This is a genomic window from Sporosarcina sp. Y1009 (assembly GCF_057669865.1).
In genome coordinates, this window is sequence record NZ_JBYHFO010000027.1 from 1 (window position 1) to 15884 (window position 15884).

14 protein-coding genes are annotated in these 15884 nt (G+C 40.1%); 4 read left to right on the plus strand and 10 right to left on the minus strand.

All coding sequences use genetic code 11. The annotated features are described in order from the left end of the window. Positions 1–128: 128 nt before the first annotated feature. Positions 129–1793, plus strand: a complete 1665-nt coding sequence (argS, locus tag AC25Y1_RS18830; RefSeq protein ID WP_488149551.1) for an arginine--tRNA ligase — start codon at positions 129–131, stop codon at positions 1791–1793. Between the two features lie 58 nt (positions 1794–1851). On the opposite strand, the gene AC25Y1_RS18835 is transcribed toward argS, so the two are convergent. From AC25Y1_RS18835 to AC25Y1_RS18865, 7 genes are all read right to left on the minus strand, one after another. Next, positions 1852–2058: a hypothetical protein gene (locus AC25Y1_RS18835; RefSeq protein WP_488149552.1), complete on the minus strand. Its 207-nt coding sequence runs from the start codon at positions 2056–2058 to the stop codon at positions 1852–1854. 113 nt (positions 2059–2171) lie between these two features. Next, a complete protein-coding gene (locus tag AC25Y1_RS18840; RefSeq protein WP_488149553.1) occupies positions 2172–3023 on the minus strand; it encodes an MBL fold metallo-hydrolase in 852 nt (283 codons plus the stop codon). A gap of 133 nt (positions 3024–3156) precedes the next feature. Next, entirely contained in the window at positions 3157–4572 is a 1416-nt protein-coding gene (locus AC25Y1_RS18845; RefSeq protein ID WP_488149584.1) for an alanine/glycine:cation symporter family protein, read from the minus strand. Between the two features lie 164 nt (positions 4573–4736). Continuing rightward, positions 4737–6698: an ABC transporter permease gene (locus tag AC25Y1_RS18850; RefSeq protein WP_488149554.1), complete on the minus strand. Its 1962-nt coding sequence runs from the start codon at positions 6696–6698 to the stop codon at positions 4737–4739. After that, positions 6676–7467: an ABC transporter ATP-binding protein gene (locus tag AC25Y1_RS18855; RefSeq protein WP_488149585.1), complete on the minus strand. Its 792-nt coding sequence runs from the start codon at positions 7465–7467 to the stop codon at positions 6676–6678. The genes AC25Y1_RS18850 and AC25Y1_RS18855 overlap by 23 nt, the downstream gene beginning before the upstream one ends. 265 nt (positions 7468–7732) lie before the next feature. Next, on the minus strand, positions 7733–8779 hold the full coding sequence (locus tag AC25Y1_RS18860) for a sensor histidine kinase (protein ID WP_488149555.1): 1047 nt from the start codon (positions 8777–8779) through the stop codon (positions 7733–7735). A gap of 15 nt (positions 8780–8794) precedes the next feature. Beyond that, positions 8795–9472 carry a response regulator transcription factor gene (locus AC25Y1_RS18865; RefSeq protein ID WP_488149586.1) on the minus strand — a complete coding sequence of 226 codons (678 nt, stop codon included), beginning with the start codon at positions 9470–9472 and terminating at the stop codon, positions 8795–8797. A 320-nt stretch (positions 9473–9792) separates the two neighbouring features. Here AC25Y1_RS18865 and AC25Y1_RS18870 point away from each other — a divergent pair, with 320 nt between their 5' ends. From AC25Y1_RS18870 to AC25Y1_RS18880, 3 genes are read left to right on the plus strand one after another with little or no spacing between them, the layout of a single operon-like run. Further along, on the plus strand, positions 9793–10929 hold the full coding sequence (locus tag AC25Y1_RS18870) for a betaine/proline/choline family ABC transporter ATP-binding protein (protein WP_488149556.1): 1137 nt from the start codon (positions 9793–9795) through the stop codon (positions 10927–10929). Beyond that, the gene (locus AC25Y1_RS18875; RefSeq protein ID WP_488149557.1) at positions 10922–11575 is read left to right on the plus strand and encodes an ABC transporter permease; all 654 of its coding nucleotides are present in this window, start codon (positions 10922–10924) and stop codon (positions 11573–11575) included. Before AC25Y1_RS18870 ends, AC25Y1_RS18875 begins: the two co-directional genes overlap by 8 nt. Before the next feature lie 2 nt (positions 11576–11577). Then, positions 11578–12468, plus strand: coding sequence for a glycine betaine ABC transporter substrate-binding protein (locus AC25Y1_RS18880; RefSeq protein WP_488149558.1), 891 nt, complete (start codon positions 11578–11580; stop codon positions 12466–12468). A 243-nt stretch (positions 12469–12711) separates the two neighbouring features. Here AC25Y1_RS18880 and AC25Y1_RS18885 read toward each other — a convergent pair whose 3' ends face one another. From AC25Y1_RS18885 to AC25Y1_RS18895, 3 genes are read right to left on the minus strand one after another with little or no spacing between them, the layout of a single operon-like run. Next, on the minus strand, positions 12712–13503 hold the full coding sequence (locus AC25Y1_RS18885) for a dioxygenase family protein (protein WP_488149559.1): 792 nt from the start codon (positions 13501–13503) through the stop codon (positions 12712–12714). 42 nt (positions 13504–13545) lie between these two features. Next, complete coding sequence (locus AC25Y1_RS18890; RefSeq protein WP_488149560.1) at positions 13546–14241, minus strand: carboxymuconolactone decarboxylase family protein; 696 nt, start codon at positions 14239–14241, stop codon at positions 13546–13548. A gap of 30 nt (positions 14242–14271) precedes the next feature. Beyond that, positions 14272–15819 (minus strand): 4-hydroxyphenylacetate 3-hydroxylase N-terminal domain-containing protein, encoded by a 1548-nt coding sequence (locus tag AC25Y1_RS18895; protein ID WP_488149561.1) that lies wholly within the window; start codon positions 15817–15819, stop codon positions 14272–14274. Positions 15820–15884 lie beyond the last annotated feature (65 nt).

A 15884-nucleotide genomic window follows, 5' to 3' on the forward strand; every position in this document is an offset into this window, starting at 1 on the left:
GTTAAACGATAAGGATAGGTGGGAGATTAACTGCCCGTAAATGCCCGATTGGTTCAACTAACAATCCGTGGGGAAGAACACCCCACGGATTGAAGTTTCACTTTATTGATTAAAAGGAGGAATTTGCGATGAAAACAGAGGTTTTACGAGTGTTACAAGAATTTAGTCCAGTTCCCTTAGCTGAAAATATGTTGGAACGCCCGGTTCATACACATATGGGCGATATGGCGTTGCCTTGCTTCACGTTTGCAAAACAGTTAAGAAAATCTCCCATCATAATTGCAGATGATTTTGTAAAAGCAATTGATCATCCACTTATCCACAAAGCCGAAGCTGTCAACGGATACGTGAATTTATTTTTAAACCGGAAGATGGTTACCAGTTCCTTACTCCAATTAATTCAGAAAAAATCCTTTAATTATGGAGCGTCTCAGATTGGAAATGGTAAGGTTGTGACCATCGACCTATCGTCTCCCAATATCGCAAAACCGTTTTCAATGGGCCATTTGCGTTCTACAGTCATCGGAAATTCAATTGCTTTACTGTTGGAAAAAAGAGGATTTAAAACTGTCAAAATCAATTACATTGGGGATTGGGGGACTCAGTTTGGTAAACTCCTAACAGCCTACCGGAAATGGGGAAATGAACAAGAAGTACAGCACGCTCCAATTCAGACACTTTTAAAGTTATATGTCCAATTTCATGAAGAAGCTGAGCGAGACAATTCGTTGAATGATCAAGGAAGAGCTGCTTTTAAAGCATTAGAGGACGGAGATACCGAAGCGCTTGCCCTATGGAAATGGTTCAAATCGGAATCACTAAAGGAGTTTCAACGTATTTATGATTTACTCGGCGTGAAATTCGACTCCTATAACGGAGAAGCCTATTATAACAATAAAATGGAACCGATTATCGATATATTGAATGAAAAGGGATTGTTAACAGAATCGGATGGCGCTTTGGTCGTTGAATTGGAAGATGATATGCCGCCTTGCCTCATTAAAAAATCAGACGGGGCAACGCTGTATGCCACTCGCGATTTGATTGCTGCAATCGACAGAAAAAAGACCTATGATTTCGTGAAATCCGTCTATGTCGTTGGGAATGAACAAAGTCTACATTTTACACAATTCAAAAAAGTACTCGAAAAAATGGGTTATGAATGGGCGAAAGATATCCTGCATGTACCTTTTGGGCTCATCATGAAAGACGGAAAAAAGATGTCGACACGAAAAGGGAAAATCGTCTTGTTAGAAGAGGTTTTAAAAGAGGCAATCGCACTTGCCCAATCAACGATTGAAGAAAAAAATCCACATTTAAAAAATAAAGAAATCATTGCCGAGGCGATAGGTGTTGGAGCAGTTATTTTCAGCGATTTAAAACAGCATCGAAAGCATGATATCGATTTTGATCTAGAGAAAATGCTTCAGACTGAAGGGGAAACCGGGCCATATGTTCAATATACTTTTGCCCGTGCAAATTCAGTGTTGAGAAAGTCAGGTGAAGTAAATTCATATTCCGTGGACGCAGTAAATGATTTCGAGTGGGAAATCATAAAAGAGCTAGAACAGTTCCCTCAAATCATTCAACTATCTGCTGACGAATTAGATCCTTCAATCATTGCGAAGTACGCAGTCGACCTTGCACAGGTTTTCAACTCTTTTTACGCGAATGTTCATGTACTTACTGATATGGAAAATATACCATATCGAATTGCACTTATCACAAGTACGACGGTTGTTTTAAAGGAAGCGCTTCGATTGTTGGGAATGAAAGCGCCGGAAGAAATGTGACAGTTAAAAAACCTGTATCACAATTTTTAGATTGTGATACAGGTTTTTTAATTTCAAGTTATCTGTTGTTATTATTGTTGTTATTGTTGTTGTTGCGGTTTCTATTCTGCTGGTTGTTGTCTTGATTATTATTCTTATTAGGGTTCAGATCAAGAAAATCATCAGCAAACTCTACGTTTTTATCTTGATTGTTGTTCTGGTTGTTTCTGTTATTTCGGTTGTTACGGTCGTTTTGGTCTTGACGATTGCGGTTGTTGTTATCCATGACTTGTTTCACCCCATTCGATGTTTGTTAAGTGAATATGTCACCTACATTTCATATCTTGTCCCCAAGTTGAAAATCAATTCATATTAATTATTACCAAGTTTATCCGTTAATCATTTTCCCTCAACATACTTTCCATAATCAGGAACAGCAATTTGATCAAACTGCTCTACAAGTCGCTGTAAACTATCCGTTAACAATTCACCAGTCATTGGCATACCGTGGCCTGTAACGGCGACAGAAGGTTTTAGTGCTTGCAAATTTTTCACGGATGCAAAAGCCGCTTCCCAGTCAGTTGTTAAATATCTTGGTGGACCACTTATTTCCTGTTCTTGGGTAAAAACTTTATAGAGGTATTCCTGTTTCACGGTAACAAAAGCATCCCCAACAATTAGAGCTTGATCTTCTTCTCTAAAAAACGATACATGCCCAGACGAATGTCCTGGCGTATGTATCCAACGAAAGTTTGGCAAATGCGGGACACTGCCATCTTCGGGAAGGGGTTGAACAAAACTTCGCAAATTGATGGGATCAATCGGAAACATCGCAGACATTTTCGCAACCATTCCACCTTCTACCGTTGTATCGGGTTTTGGATAACTCGTTGTACCGGTTAAGAATGGGATTTCTAATTCATGTGCATAAACAGGAACATTCCAATGCTCAATCAACTCAATAATTGAACCAACATGATCAAAATGACCATGCGTTAAAATAATCGCTTGCGGTCGACTATTTTCACCAAAACGTTTTTCTATTACAGAAATAATTTCCTTTGCCGCATAAGGCATACCTGCGTCAATTAGCACAAAGTTATTTGCATTAGCATTTCCAATGAGGCATATATTTACAATTCGATTCGTAAAGCAAAAAATATCTGCTAATACCTCTGTTCCTACACCGTTCTCAAGCGAAGTCGCGGGAATGAATTTATAATCATCACCGTATGATAAATTTTCGTTCAAAAAAACACCTCCACTAGTCAGTGATATGATTTGCTTTTATGCAAAAAATATACACTTCTACTCTAGTGAAGGTGCGTGATATGAAAATGAAATGTATAAAAAAATCGTTCTTACTCAAAATAATTTACCGTTATTATTTTACTACTTTGTCTTGTTCTTTCGTATCTTCCCAGCACTCTGTGTTTTTCAAACCTGGAATGGAACTCGCTTTAAATACAGGATTTAAACCTTTTCGCCGTTGGTAAGAGAAGTCATCAAGCACTTTAAACGCAACGTTTCCAAGAACTACAATAACAATCAAGTTCAATACCGCCATGATTCCCATGAACAAATCAGCCATGCTCCAAACAACGTTTACTTTTGCCATTGCACCGAACATGACCATGCATAACACTAAGACACGGTAAATCGTCATCCAGGATTTATGGGCTTTGATGAATTCAATATTCGTTTCACCGTAATAGTAATTTCCTACAATTGAACTAAAGGCGAAGAACATAATCGCAATTGCTACGAAATATGGAGCCCAAGCACCAACATGTACCGCCATTGAAGCTTGCGTTAAAATAATTCCATCTTGCTCACCTGTTGTATAAAGGCCAGCTAAAATGATAATAAAAGCGGTTGCTGAACAAATCATAATTGTATCGAAGAATACACCTAAACTTTGTACAAGCCCCTGCTTTGCTGGGTGAGAGACATTCGCTGTAGCTGCTGCGTTTGGTACGCTCCCCATACCTGCTTCGTTTGAAAAGAGTCCTCGACGTACGCCTTGCATCATTGCAGCACCGATTCCGCCGCCAACAACTTCTTTAATGCCGAAAGCATGTTCAATGATTAACGTGAACACTGCAGGTATTTCTGAAATATTGATGATCACGACATACACTGCAATAAATAAATAAAAGGTCGCCATGATAGGAACAATTAACTCTGTCACTTTAACAATCCTCTTTATACCACCAAAAATAATAATGGCTGTTAATAACACCAAGACAAGTCCAATCACCCAATCTTTCATCCCGAAAACATCCATAAATGATTGACTAATGGTATTTGATTGAACTGCGTTAAATATAAATCCAAAAGAAAGCGTTAATAAAATCGCAAATACAATCCCTAATTTACGGTATCCTAGTGCTTTTTCCATATAATAGGCAGGCCCCCCGCGAAAAGTATCGCCGTCCTTCACCTTATACACTTGGGCAAGCGTGCTTTCTACAAAAGCAGTTGCCATTCCGATAATTGCAATCATCCACATCCAAAATACGGCCCCGGGACCTCCAACGCCAATTGCGAGCGCTACGCCCGTCACATTTCCCGTACCTACGCGTGAAGCGGCACTAATCGTAAATGCTTGGAATGCAGAAACACCATCGTTACTTTCTTTTTTCTCAAAGATTAGCCTAAACATTTCACCAAACAGCCTTACTTGTACAAACTTTGTGCGAATCGTAAAATATACACCAATTATTATTAAAAATCCGATGAGTACATACGTCCAGATAAAATCGTTTGCGGGTCCTACCAACCACTGAAGTGCATCCATTAACAAATTCAACAAATCCTTTCCCCAAAATTTCAACTAAGTAATCTTAATACACCCATTCCCTCAAAAGATAGAAAAAACACTTCACTTTACATATTTTTTACTTATTAAAAAAATCGTACTGATTGGATAATTTCTATCCATTCAGTACGACATAGTTTATCTTATAGTGCAGCCTTTACTGTTTTTCGGTAGTAGCCTATGGTTAAGAACGCGAAAACGATATAGATGACTGCATATAATCCCATCGCGATTGTAGTCGGCACTGTGATGTCAGACATGAATATGAAAGATGCAGCTTTTATCGCAAACACGGAGTGCAACAAACCGATAGCGAGCGGCAGTCCGAAAACAAACAGTTGTTTACGAATAATCCCTTTCATAATTTCCTTCACTGAAAAACCGAGTTGGCGAAGTGTCGCGTAACTTTGTTTTTCTTGTTCAGCTTCTGTCATTTGTTTAAAGTATAGGATGCTCCCTGTCGAAACCAAGAAAACCAAACCTAAGAATCCAGCGATAAAAATCAATAGTCCATTTGTTTGGATTCCCAATTCATACATCGAATAATAATCTGTAGAGTAGGCGTAATTTTCCCCTTCGGCATTATCTGTATACTTTGATTGGGAAAATATTTTAGACGCGGCAGCGAGTTGGTCACTATCCTGAATATTAATCGCATAGACATTGAGAATTTTATTTTCTTCACCTTCTGAAGGCAATTGTTCTTTTAACTCTTCAAAATACGCATCATCGACGATTAGTTGAAAACCTACAGAAACATAATTTACAACGTTCCCATTTCCTAATTTTGTAATACGAAATTGTCTATCGCTTTCACCGCTAGTTATGGTGACGTCAAACGGCAATTTCATATTTTTCATTGACATCGCATAATTCATATCATGCATAACGGCATTTCCTTTAGTAGGTGCCTCGACTTGAAAACCGGCTTTTTCAAGTTGTTGATCACTCACGATAGAAAATCCGTAAGTATGTTCCATCGGTCCATCCCACTCTGGGAAAACATTTTTTTCAAATGTACCCCATGCAACCAGCAACTCGATTTTTTCGCTCGTAAAACCAATTCCGTTTTCTATTAACTCCTGGCCAAATTGCTCGGCCAATTCCTCATCACTTTCAATCATGAAATCATGCGGCATTGAATAGCGTGACTCTTGTTCAGTCGAATAATAAAGAGAGTAGGAACCCGCCAACATCGCGAGTGTCATAGCTGATAAAACCGTAATAATTGTTAAGGAGTTCGCATTTCCTTTCATACGGTGCATAAGTGATCCGATAGACAAGCTATTGTTCAGCCCAAGATGACCTTGTTTTCTGGATCGAATTTGATAAAACAACCAACTAATCGTGACGCGAAACACTAGATACGTTCCTATAATGGTTGAGGCAAGGACAGCCAACATATTGAATAGCAACATTTCGTTCAACATATTCCCAGATAACCAGTAACCAAAAACGATTAGACCGAATCCTAAAAGGGCCAACGTCGCCGATATGAATTTTTTCGGCTTCTTTGGATTCTCTCCTTTTTTATCGGCATTAAATAAACTTAGCAATGTGTTTCGATAAACTGTGTATATCATTTGAATTGTTGTCAGCAGAATGATTGCAATGAAGACAACAGCCGTTTGAACAACTGCAGCAGATGAAAACGACAAAGCGATAAAGCCGTCGAAGCCGATTAACTTCATTAATAATAATAGGAATACACGTGATACCAGGATTCCTACACCGATTCCAATCACAAGTGCGCCTGCGCTAAGCAGACTGTTTTCAATAATGAGTAAGCGCGTAACTGTGCCTTTATTCAATCCGATCAATTGATATAAACCAATTTCACGGCTGCGTCGTTTGAGAAAAATCGCATTTGCATAAACAATAAAAATCCCTGCGATAAAAATGAGAAGACCACCCGCGACTTTAAACGCGGAAGCAAACTTCATTGATTGCCCAGCCCGCTCGACTACTCCTGAGTCATATTGCAATGTTGCAAAGACGAAATACAAAACGACGCTAAAAATGAGCGCAAAGAAATAAAGATAATAATGTTTAATATTTTTCCGCATGCTGCGAATGACAAGATCAAATAGTGTCAACGCTGTCACCCCCGAGAACGCCCTGGACTTTTAAGATGTCCTGAAAAAAAGCTTGTCTCGTTTTGTCGCCGCGATAAAGTTCTGAGTAAATCTGCCCGTCTTTCAAGAAAACGACACGACTTGCGTAACTAGAAGCGACTGCATCATGCGTGACCATCATGATTGTGACGCCGCGCTTTTTATTGACGTCTTCCATTGTTCCTAAAAGTGACGACGCCGATTTCGAATCAAGTGCACCTGTGGGTTCATCTGCAAATACCATGGAAGGTTCATTAATAAGCGCGCGCGCTGCTGATGTACGTTGTTTTTGTCCGCCCGATATTTCATGCGGGTATTTATGCGCGATGTCGGTAATTCCTAAAATCGACGCAATTTCGTTAAACCGATCCTCTGCCACTTTTCTCTTCACTTTTCCGAGTGAAATTGGCAACAGAATATTTTCTTTTGCAGTCAATGTATCGAGCAGATTATAATCCTGGAAAATGAACCCGAGTTTGTCGCGACGGAATGCCGACAAGCCAGCATCTTTCATTTTCGAAATATCCTCTCCATCGATTAAAATCGCTCCGCCTGTTGAACGGTCGATTGTCGCTAAGACATTTAAAAGTGTCGTCTTTCCAGCCCCTGACGGCCCCATAATGCCTACAAATTCTCCTTTGCTGACGCGAAGATCGATTCCTTTTAATACTTCCTGGACATTCCCTCTTGTACCAAATGATTTCCGTACGTTTTGTGCGTGTAAGACAGTTTCCTGTGCTGTATGTGTTTTCTTCAAAATAAAAGCCTCCCTGTTTCAATCTTGCTCTTATCATATCGTGCAATTTACGATGGGTCGTTTGATTGTGATGACAAAGAGGCTGTCCAATGTGACATTGTTGTCACTTTCGTGAAAGTTAGTGAGTATTGTTTAGGTTAAAAGTCCTGTTTTGCGGATATGTTGCTCTAATGTACGGATAACTGTTCTAAACCTGCGGATATAACTTAAAAACATACGGATAAAGTTATTGAATACGCGGATATGTGCACAAAAGGTACGGATATAACTAATTTCCACTCATTTTACCGTTTGCAATCACTTGATCGAACTCATTTTCAGTGGGAAACACGATTTCTATTGTTGTTCCCTTGTTCGTTTCAGATTTTGCGGTTAAGATAATCCCCATTTTTGTTGCGACTGATTGCGCTAGGTATAGACCGAGCCCAGTTGCTGCATTATGGATTCTCCCTGTTCCACCTGTGAAGCCTTTGTCGAAAATACGTGGGAGATCATGTGCTTTAATACCCGGACCTTTATCTTTAATCGATAAGTTTACATTGCCAGTAGACTTTACGTTCATTGTGATGAAAATGGTTCCACCAACTGGGCTGTACTTCACTGCGTTCGTTATAATTTGGCGGATCATGAACCGACACCATTTTTGGTCTGACACCACTTCGATGTTTTTTTGTCCTTCAAACTCGACGGCAATATTTTTATCTACACACCAAGAAGCAAGCTCTCGAACTTCCGCTGAGACTAAGTTTTGTAAAATTGTTTTTTCAATTACATAATCTGCCTCCATGGATGCTAACCGCGAAATAGATAATTGTTGGTCTACTAGTAAATGAAGTCTCAACCATTCAGTCTCAATCTTTCGAAAATCTGGGTCACCGCGGTGTTCGTCAATCGTAAGTTTCATCGCGGTTAGTGGTGTCTTCACTTCATGCACCCAAGATGCGAAATACTCGCCTTCATGTAGCGTGACTTTTTCCACGAAGGAAAGTTCTTCGGCAAATTTCTCTGTTGTTTGGAGCAGCATATCTCTTGTCACTTCATCCCGCGAAAACAATGCTGGTGGCAATGCAATATACGCATCTTCAATTCCCGATTCAACCAGTGAAGAAAGCTCTTTTGCAAACTTGGTTTCTCTTCTATATCGCCAAGTTACAAATAACGTGAAAGATAGTAACAGTAAACCGTTGAGGTATAAAATTGACGTGAACTCAACTAAAATTCCTCGGTCAAGCCATAAAATCATGTTAACAAAGCAAATTGCACCGATGAAAAAGAGTATCCAACTTCTCATATCTTTTATATAGCGAATAAACATACGGAAACTCCTCTTCTATAGTGTAATTGCCATATACCCAAGTCCTTTTTTCGTTACGATTGCTTCTTCTAAATTGATTTCCCCTAATTTTTGACGGAGACGCGTCACATTCACTGTCAGTGTATTATCATTTACAAATCGTTCATCATCCCACAGTCTTCGAATGAGATCATCACGCGAAATGATTTCGTTGTTCGATTCGACGAGAATGAGCAAGATGAAAAATTCATTTTTCGTTAATTCAACATCGGTACCGTCGATTCGAATAACACCGCGTTTCCGGTCAATCATTGCACCATTCCACTCAAGAATATCCGGCGTCTCCTCTCCGTACGAATACGTTCGCCTGAGCAGCGCTTGTAATTTAGCGAGTAATACATCCGCGTCAAAAGGCTTTTGAACATAATCATCCGCACCCATATTCATCGCCATGACCATATCCATCGGATGGTCTCGCGACGATAAGAAAATAATTGGCACTTTGGATACCGCACGAATTTCCCGACACCAATGAAAACCATCAAACGCCGGGAGCTGAATGTCTAAAATAACAAGATGAGGTTGATCGGCTACAAATGAACGCATTACATCATCAAAGTCACTTGGTCCTGTCACAGTAAATGACCATTGTTCAAGTCGGGTTTTTAATGATTCAAAAATGGCGTGGTCGTCTTCTACAATGAAAATATTCATACCCAATTCAGCACACTCCCCTTGTTGGATGAAGTTCAAATTTCATCTATATTTAATAACTCATCAGAATTTACCCTCTTGATTCATCATAAATGAATGGGGGTAATTGGGCAATTTAGTCCTCATTTCTTCTTCCGATTAATCAGATATCAACGGTGAAAGAGCGTCATTTAGCCAATCACCCCTGCAGAAAAATTTTATTTGTGTTATACTTGAGAAGTCAGTTATTTATTGGAGTCTTTTCATTTGATTTATTCATTGATTAATGACAGATGTTTTTTCTCCGAATACTAGCTTTTAATTAATTACAGGAGGTACTTATGTTAAAGTTTGAAAATGTATCAAAAGTGTACGAAGGCGGATTTCAAGCCGTTAAATCTGTAAACTTTGAAATCAAAGAAGGTGAATTACTAGTTCTTATCGGGCCAAGTGGTTCTGGAAAGTCTACAACAATGAAAATGATTAACCGCATAATCCCCCACACAAGCGGCACAATCTCCATTAACGGCAAAGATGTTAAATCCTACAACGCGTCTGAACTACGCCGAAGTATTGGCTATGTTATTCAGCAAATCGGGCTTTTTCCCCATTATACAATTGAGAAAAACATTGCAATTGTTCCCCAACTTAAAGGCTGGAATGAAAAAGATATTAAATCACGCGTTACCGAACTTATGGAAATGGTTGGTCTCGATCCTGAGATTTACGCGACTCGCTATCCTAAAGAACTATCGGGTGGTCAGCAGCAACGTGTCGGTATTGCTAGAGCACTAGCTTCTAATCCGGATATTATCTTAATGGATGAGCCATTCAGCGCATTGGATCCAATTACACGCGAACAACTACAAGCTGAATTAATTTCACTCCACAAAAAGTTGAAAAAGACAATTGTATTCGTCACACACGACATGGACGAAGCCCTAAAGATGGGCGATCGGATTGCGATTATGAAAGATGGCAATCTACTTCAGATAGACACTCCTGAGAAATTACTACAAGAACCCGCTCATGGCTTTGTCGAGGAGTTTATGGGAAAACACCGTATTATCCAAAACCCTGAACTCATGCCGGTTACTGAAATTATGTCCGAATCGATTGTTACTTCTCTTCCACATCGTTCTCCGGAAAGGGCGATTTCTATTATCCGCCAACGAAAAATAACGCATTTGATTATTGCAGACGACGACAATAAATTGCTTGGAATTGTCTCTGCTTACGATTTAATTAAAAGGTTAGATAATGTTGAAACAGTCGATGAACTGATGCTACCTGCGGAACCTTTTCTACTTGATTCTGCAACAGCAAAAGATGCAATTATCATGATTGACGAAGCTCCATTCGGGTTGATTCCGATTGTTGATACAACTCATAAAGTTGTAGGACTTGTCACACGCGGCTCCTTGCTATCCGCCATGTCCAGCCAGTGGACGGAAACGGAGGAAAATACAAATGAATGATTTAAATATATGGCAACAACTCGTTGAACAAACGCAATTACGTTGGGGTGAAGTGCTAAGTGCTACCTCAATTCATATTCAGCTTGTGTTCTTTTCCATGCTGATTGCCACTGTCCTCGCTGTGACACTTGGAATTCTTGTGACACGCGTACCACAACTTAAAACAATTGTCCTCGGGGGAACTGGTATTTTACAAACAGTCCCAAGTTTAGCTTTACTCGGTTTTATGATTCCTATATTTGGAATTGGCGTAAAAACAGCGATTGCTGCACTATTTCTATATTCTTTACTGCCAATTATGCGAAATACGTATACGGGTATTAAAGATGTCGATCCTGCAACCATTGAGGCTGCACGAGGAATGGGTATGACCAGTATGCAAATTTTGATTAAGGTTGAATTGCCTTTAGCTGTTCCTGTTATTATGGCAGGTATTCGTACAGCTGCTGTTATTAACGTTGGTAACGCGACGCTTGCAGCATTTATCGGTGCAGGCGGACTTGGAGATTTCATCTTCCTTGGAATTACACGTGGAATCGATGGCTTGATTTTACTTGGTGCGATACCTGCTGCACTTCTTGCGCTTATCCTAGAAACGTTCTTTGGTGCAGTTGAACGTTGGACAACGCCGGAAGGATTGAAGTAATTATGAAAAATAAACTGATACTGGGAGCAATAACGGCGCTATTGGTAAGTATGTTATCAGGCTGTATCTTTATCGAAAAAGATTCGCTTAGACTCGGCTCCCGGAACAATACAGAAAGTATTATCCTATCCCATGTCATGGGACAATTAATCGAAGATAAAACAGACATTGAAGTTCTATATAAAGAAAATCTTGGTGGATCATCAGTTGTTTGGAACGCGATGACAAACGGACATATCGACGTCATTCCTGATTACACAGGAACAATTGTTGTCACTTACTATCACCAAGAACCAGGAACAGCCGACGAAACATTACAAATGACAAAAGAACTTGTTGACGGTGATGGCATTGTCGCGTTTAACACATTTGGTTTTAACAATACGTACACACTTGCACTGGATGAAACGATCGCTGAGGAACTAGATGTTCATACTTTTAGTGATTTCGCGGCGCATTCACAAGACTTCACATTGGGTGCGGTGTTTGAATTTATTGACCGACCGGATGGGTTACCTGGATTTCAAAAAGAATATAATCTCGAATTTGATGAAGTAAAAGGAATGGACCACGGTATGATGTACCGCTCTATTGATGCGAATGAAGTGGATGTTATCAACTCCTACACGACAGATGGGCAGCTTCAAGTCTATGATTTACGTGTGTTGGAAGATGATAAATCATACTTCCCGCCGTACCATGCACTTCCACTTGTTCGTAAAGAAACACTTGAAGAATATCCTCAACTTGAAGAAGTATTGAATCTTCTTGAAGGCGTAATCGATGAAGAAGCGATGCAAATCATGAACGGTAAAGTTGATAACGACGGTATGATGGTTGAACGCGTTGCAGAAGATTTTCTAATTGAAGCAGGATTAATGGAGAAAAAATAAACATTAAATAACCGCGTATTTGAATGAGCGATTACATTCGAGTACGCGGTTTCTTTTTGATTGAAAATTTACCAAACTGCAGGTTTTGCTTGCACTTTGTAGTAGTTTGCTTGCACAGTTATGTAGTTTGCTTGCACTCAAATTGATTTGCTTGCAAGTCATGACCTTCGACTCATTGGAAACATTCATTTACAACGTATTAAAAAGTAGAGAGGAAAATTTCCCACTCTACTTTTTCGTTTTTTAGCTATATACTGGTTGATCTTGCAGTCGCAGTGCGAAGTCTAGGTGGGCTTTGTAGAAGTCCTGGTCTAGTCCTTTTTCAGCGCCATCATGTTTTGTTAATTTTGTAATGAGTGTACCACGGACGCCTTTTGCGACGTCATTGTCCAAGTATTTATTACCCTCGAAGAATACTTGCGAAATGAGTGTATCACCATTTTTCGGCTTAAATAAGAAATGTAAGTGAGCGGGTCGAATCGGATGCGAATCGATCAACTTCAAAAATTCTCCTGTTGGTCCATTTGTTGGAATTGAATAGTCTCCGGGAATGACTGTTTGTACTTCGAAGTTTCCGTCTGCGTCTGTTTCGAAAATGCCGCGGAAATTTTCGGTTGGAATGCCTTCTGCAAATCCAGAATACTCCCCGCTCGCATCGGCTTGCCACATATCGACAACCGTATTGCCTAACGGATTTCCTTCTACGTCTTTGATCGTTCCGCTAAAGAATAAGATCTCTCCTGGTTCATCAGAACGCATTGGCAAGACATATGGCGCTGTTAGTTTCGGAGAATCCTCCAAATAGTAAGGCCCGAGAATTGTTGGTTCTGTTCCTTTTACGTTTTTATACATTTCTTGAAGGGCGTGCGTTTCAAAAAACACATCCATGAACAGCGGAACTTCTCCCGCTTTACCCAGCCTATTCAGCCAGTTAACCATCGCTTCATAGTCATCATGATTCAATTCATGTTCACTGATCAATTCCTTAAACTTTGTCACCATGCCGTTATATACATCGATTACTTTTTGATTCATCTTTTCCTTCCTCCTGTTTTAGATAATAGAATGATTCTCTTTCTACAAAAGGGAATCACTCGCTTCAAACCAAGCAGGGATCCCGGCTGTTAACATGCTGATTAACCCCAATTCAACGAGTTCTTCTTCTGTCACGCCTATTTCGCGACTTGCATCCATCCACTTCCCAGCAGCTTGGCCTTGTAGTTCGGTTGAGTAAATCCCTGCCATCAACATGTATTTTAGCCTCGATGAAACCACGCCTTCTTTGAATAGGTTCTCGACAAACATCGGGTCACCCGTGCGAACAGATTCCAGCATAATTTCTACGAAACTCGTATCTTCATTTCTCATTAGTTGAATCATTCTTACGAGTATTTCTTCCAATGAGCCATCATCCTTGGTTGTCTTATCCTGAAAGGAAACGGCATATTCTATTGATTTCAACGCTATTTTCAAGGCTTCTTCTCCGTTATACACATAAGGAATGAGCAAAAATTCGACAAGTTCCGGAATTGTCGCACCTTTTCCCATCGCGCTTTTCGTATGGTAAACCATGCTGCGCTCATACAATCTAGCGGCATTCATTCCGACGAGAAGTAAATCCTTTTCTTTTGTCGAGAGAATGCCATCTTTCATAATGGTACTGCGTAAAGCTGTGTAGTGATCAAGCGCTTCGGCATGATAATCATGCATTTTCTGCACCCATTCTGGAACATCGTCGTAGACGTTTTTGAAATAAGCTAACCCTTCACTCATTTCTACTCACCCTATCCAAAAAGACTTCACTCATTTATTAAAGTAACTAACATCATCGGGATTTATCCATGTATCGTTTGTCCAACCGTCTAGGTCGTAATCATTCATACAAGCTTCTGCGAATTTTTCAAACTGGTCGGCCTGTCCACTCATATTGGCGACAACTAGGTTTTCTAGACGAATATTTTCATGGTTCCCGGAGTAATTACGCTCGTATAATTCATGTCTGCCGCCATACTCAGTTCCAATGGCATCCCATAGTAGTTTGATGAGTTTTATTTTCTCTTCTGCTTTAACACCGTATGAGCCTCTATATAATTTATCTAAATAGGGCCTTATTTCAGGGTTCTTAAAGTCTTTCGCGCTTGATGGCTGTGCAATCAGACTGCCTGCGACAACATTTTCAATAATTTCTTTTACTTTTGGCCATCCTTCAGACATGAACATTCGATAAGCTAGCCCATAATTCAAATTGGGAAGCACGGTACCATTTCTCCCCTCATCAGGGTTCAATGCCATTGCATCACTTAATGCCCAAAACATGTTTTTCCACGCAATAACCTCGCCCACATTCACTTGGACGCCTCGGAATTGGTCTGTCCCGTTCATTTTAACCGCCTTCAATAATAACCCCGATACGAAATCGAGCTTGACCGCTAGTCTTGTTACGCCGTGAAATGTAAATCGGTTTAAGAAACCACTTTCTGCGAAGAAGTTATTCGCTTTTTCGATATCTTTGTAAATGATGACGTTCTCCCATGGAATGATTGCTTTATCAAAAACAAGAACTGAATCATTTTCATCAAAGCGGCTACTCAGTGGGTAGTCAAATGGGCTTCCCATTACAGCTGCAGTCATTTCATATGATGCTCTGCTAATCAGCTTCACGCCTGGCGTATCCATAGATGCAATAAAGACTAACGCATAGTTCTCATCTGTAATCGGCGCTGCACCGTAATGCGCTACAAAGTTATAGTTTGTTAAGGCAGATCCCGTTGCGACCATCTTTGCGCCACTAACGATAATGCCTTCATCTGTTTCGCCTTCTGTTCTGATAAAAATATCTTTGACAGCTTCAAGCGGGGTATGTCGATCGACCGGCGGATTAATGATCGCATGGTTGAAATACCAGTTACGCTCCTGTGCTTCCTTATACCATCTCCGGGCATTATCTGCATATTTTCCGTAATAATCAGGATCTGCACCGAGCGTTCCAAGAAAAGCAGCTTTGTAATCTGGAGATCTCCCCATTTGTCCAAAGGTTAACTTTGCCCACTCGGCAATGGCATCCCTGGATTCTAGTAATTCCTTAGAATTCTTGTCCACTCTAAAGTACTTTTGTGTGAATCCCCCGTTACCTGTGTCAGTCTCTGTTGTCAATACATCTTTCGTTTTTTCATCGTGTAATGCATCGTACAGTCTTGCAATAGATCGGGCTGCATTACGAAAAGCCGGGTGAGTTGTGACGTCTTTCACTTTTTCCCCGTGGAGCCAAATTTCCCGCCCATCTTTTAGACTTTCCAAGTACTCTTGTCCAGTCAATGGAATCGTTGTCTTTTTTTCTTCATCTACTTTCATTATCGCTTTCCTCCTTTTAATGGCATCGATCATTCCAAACAGCTCTAAACCCCAATATGCTTGGG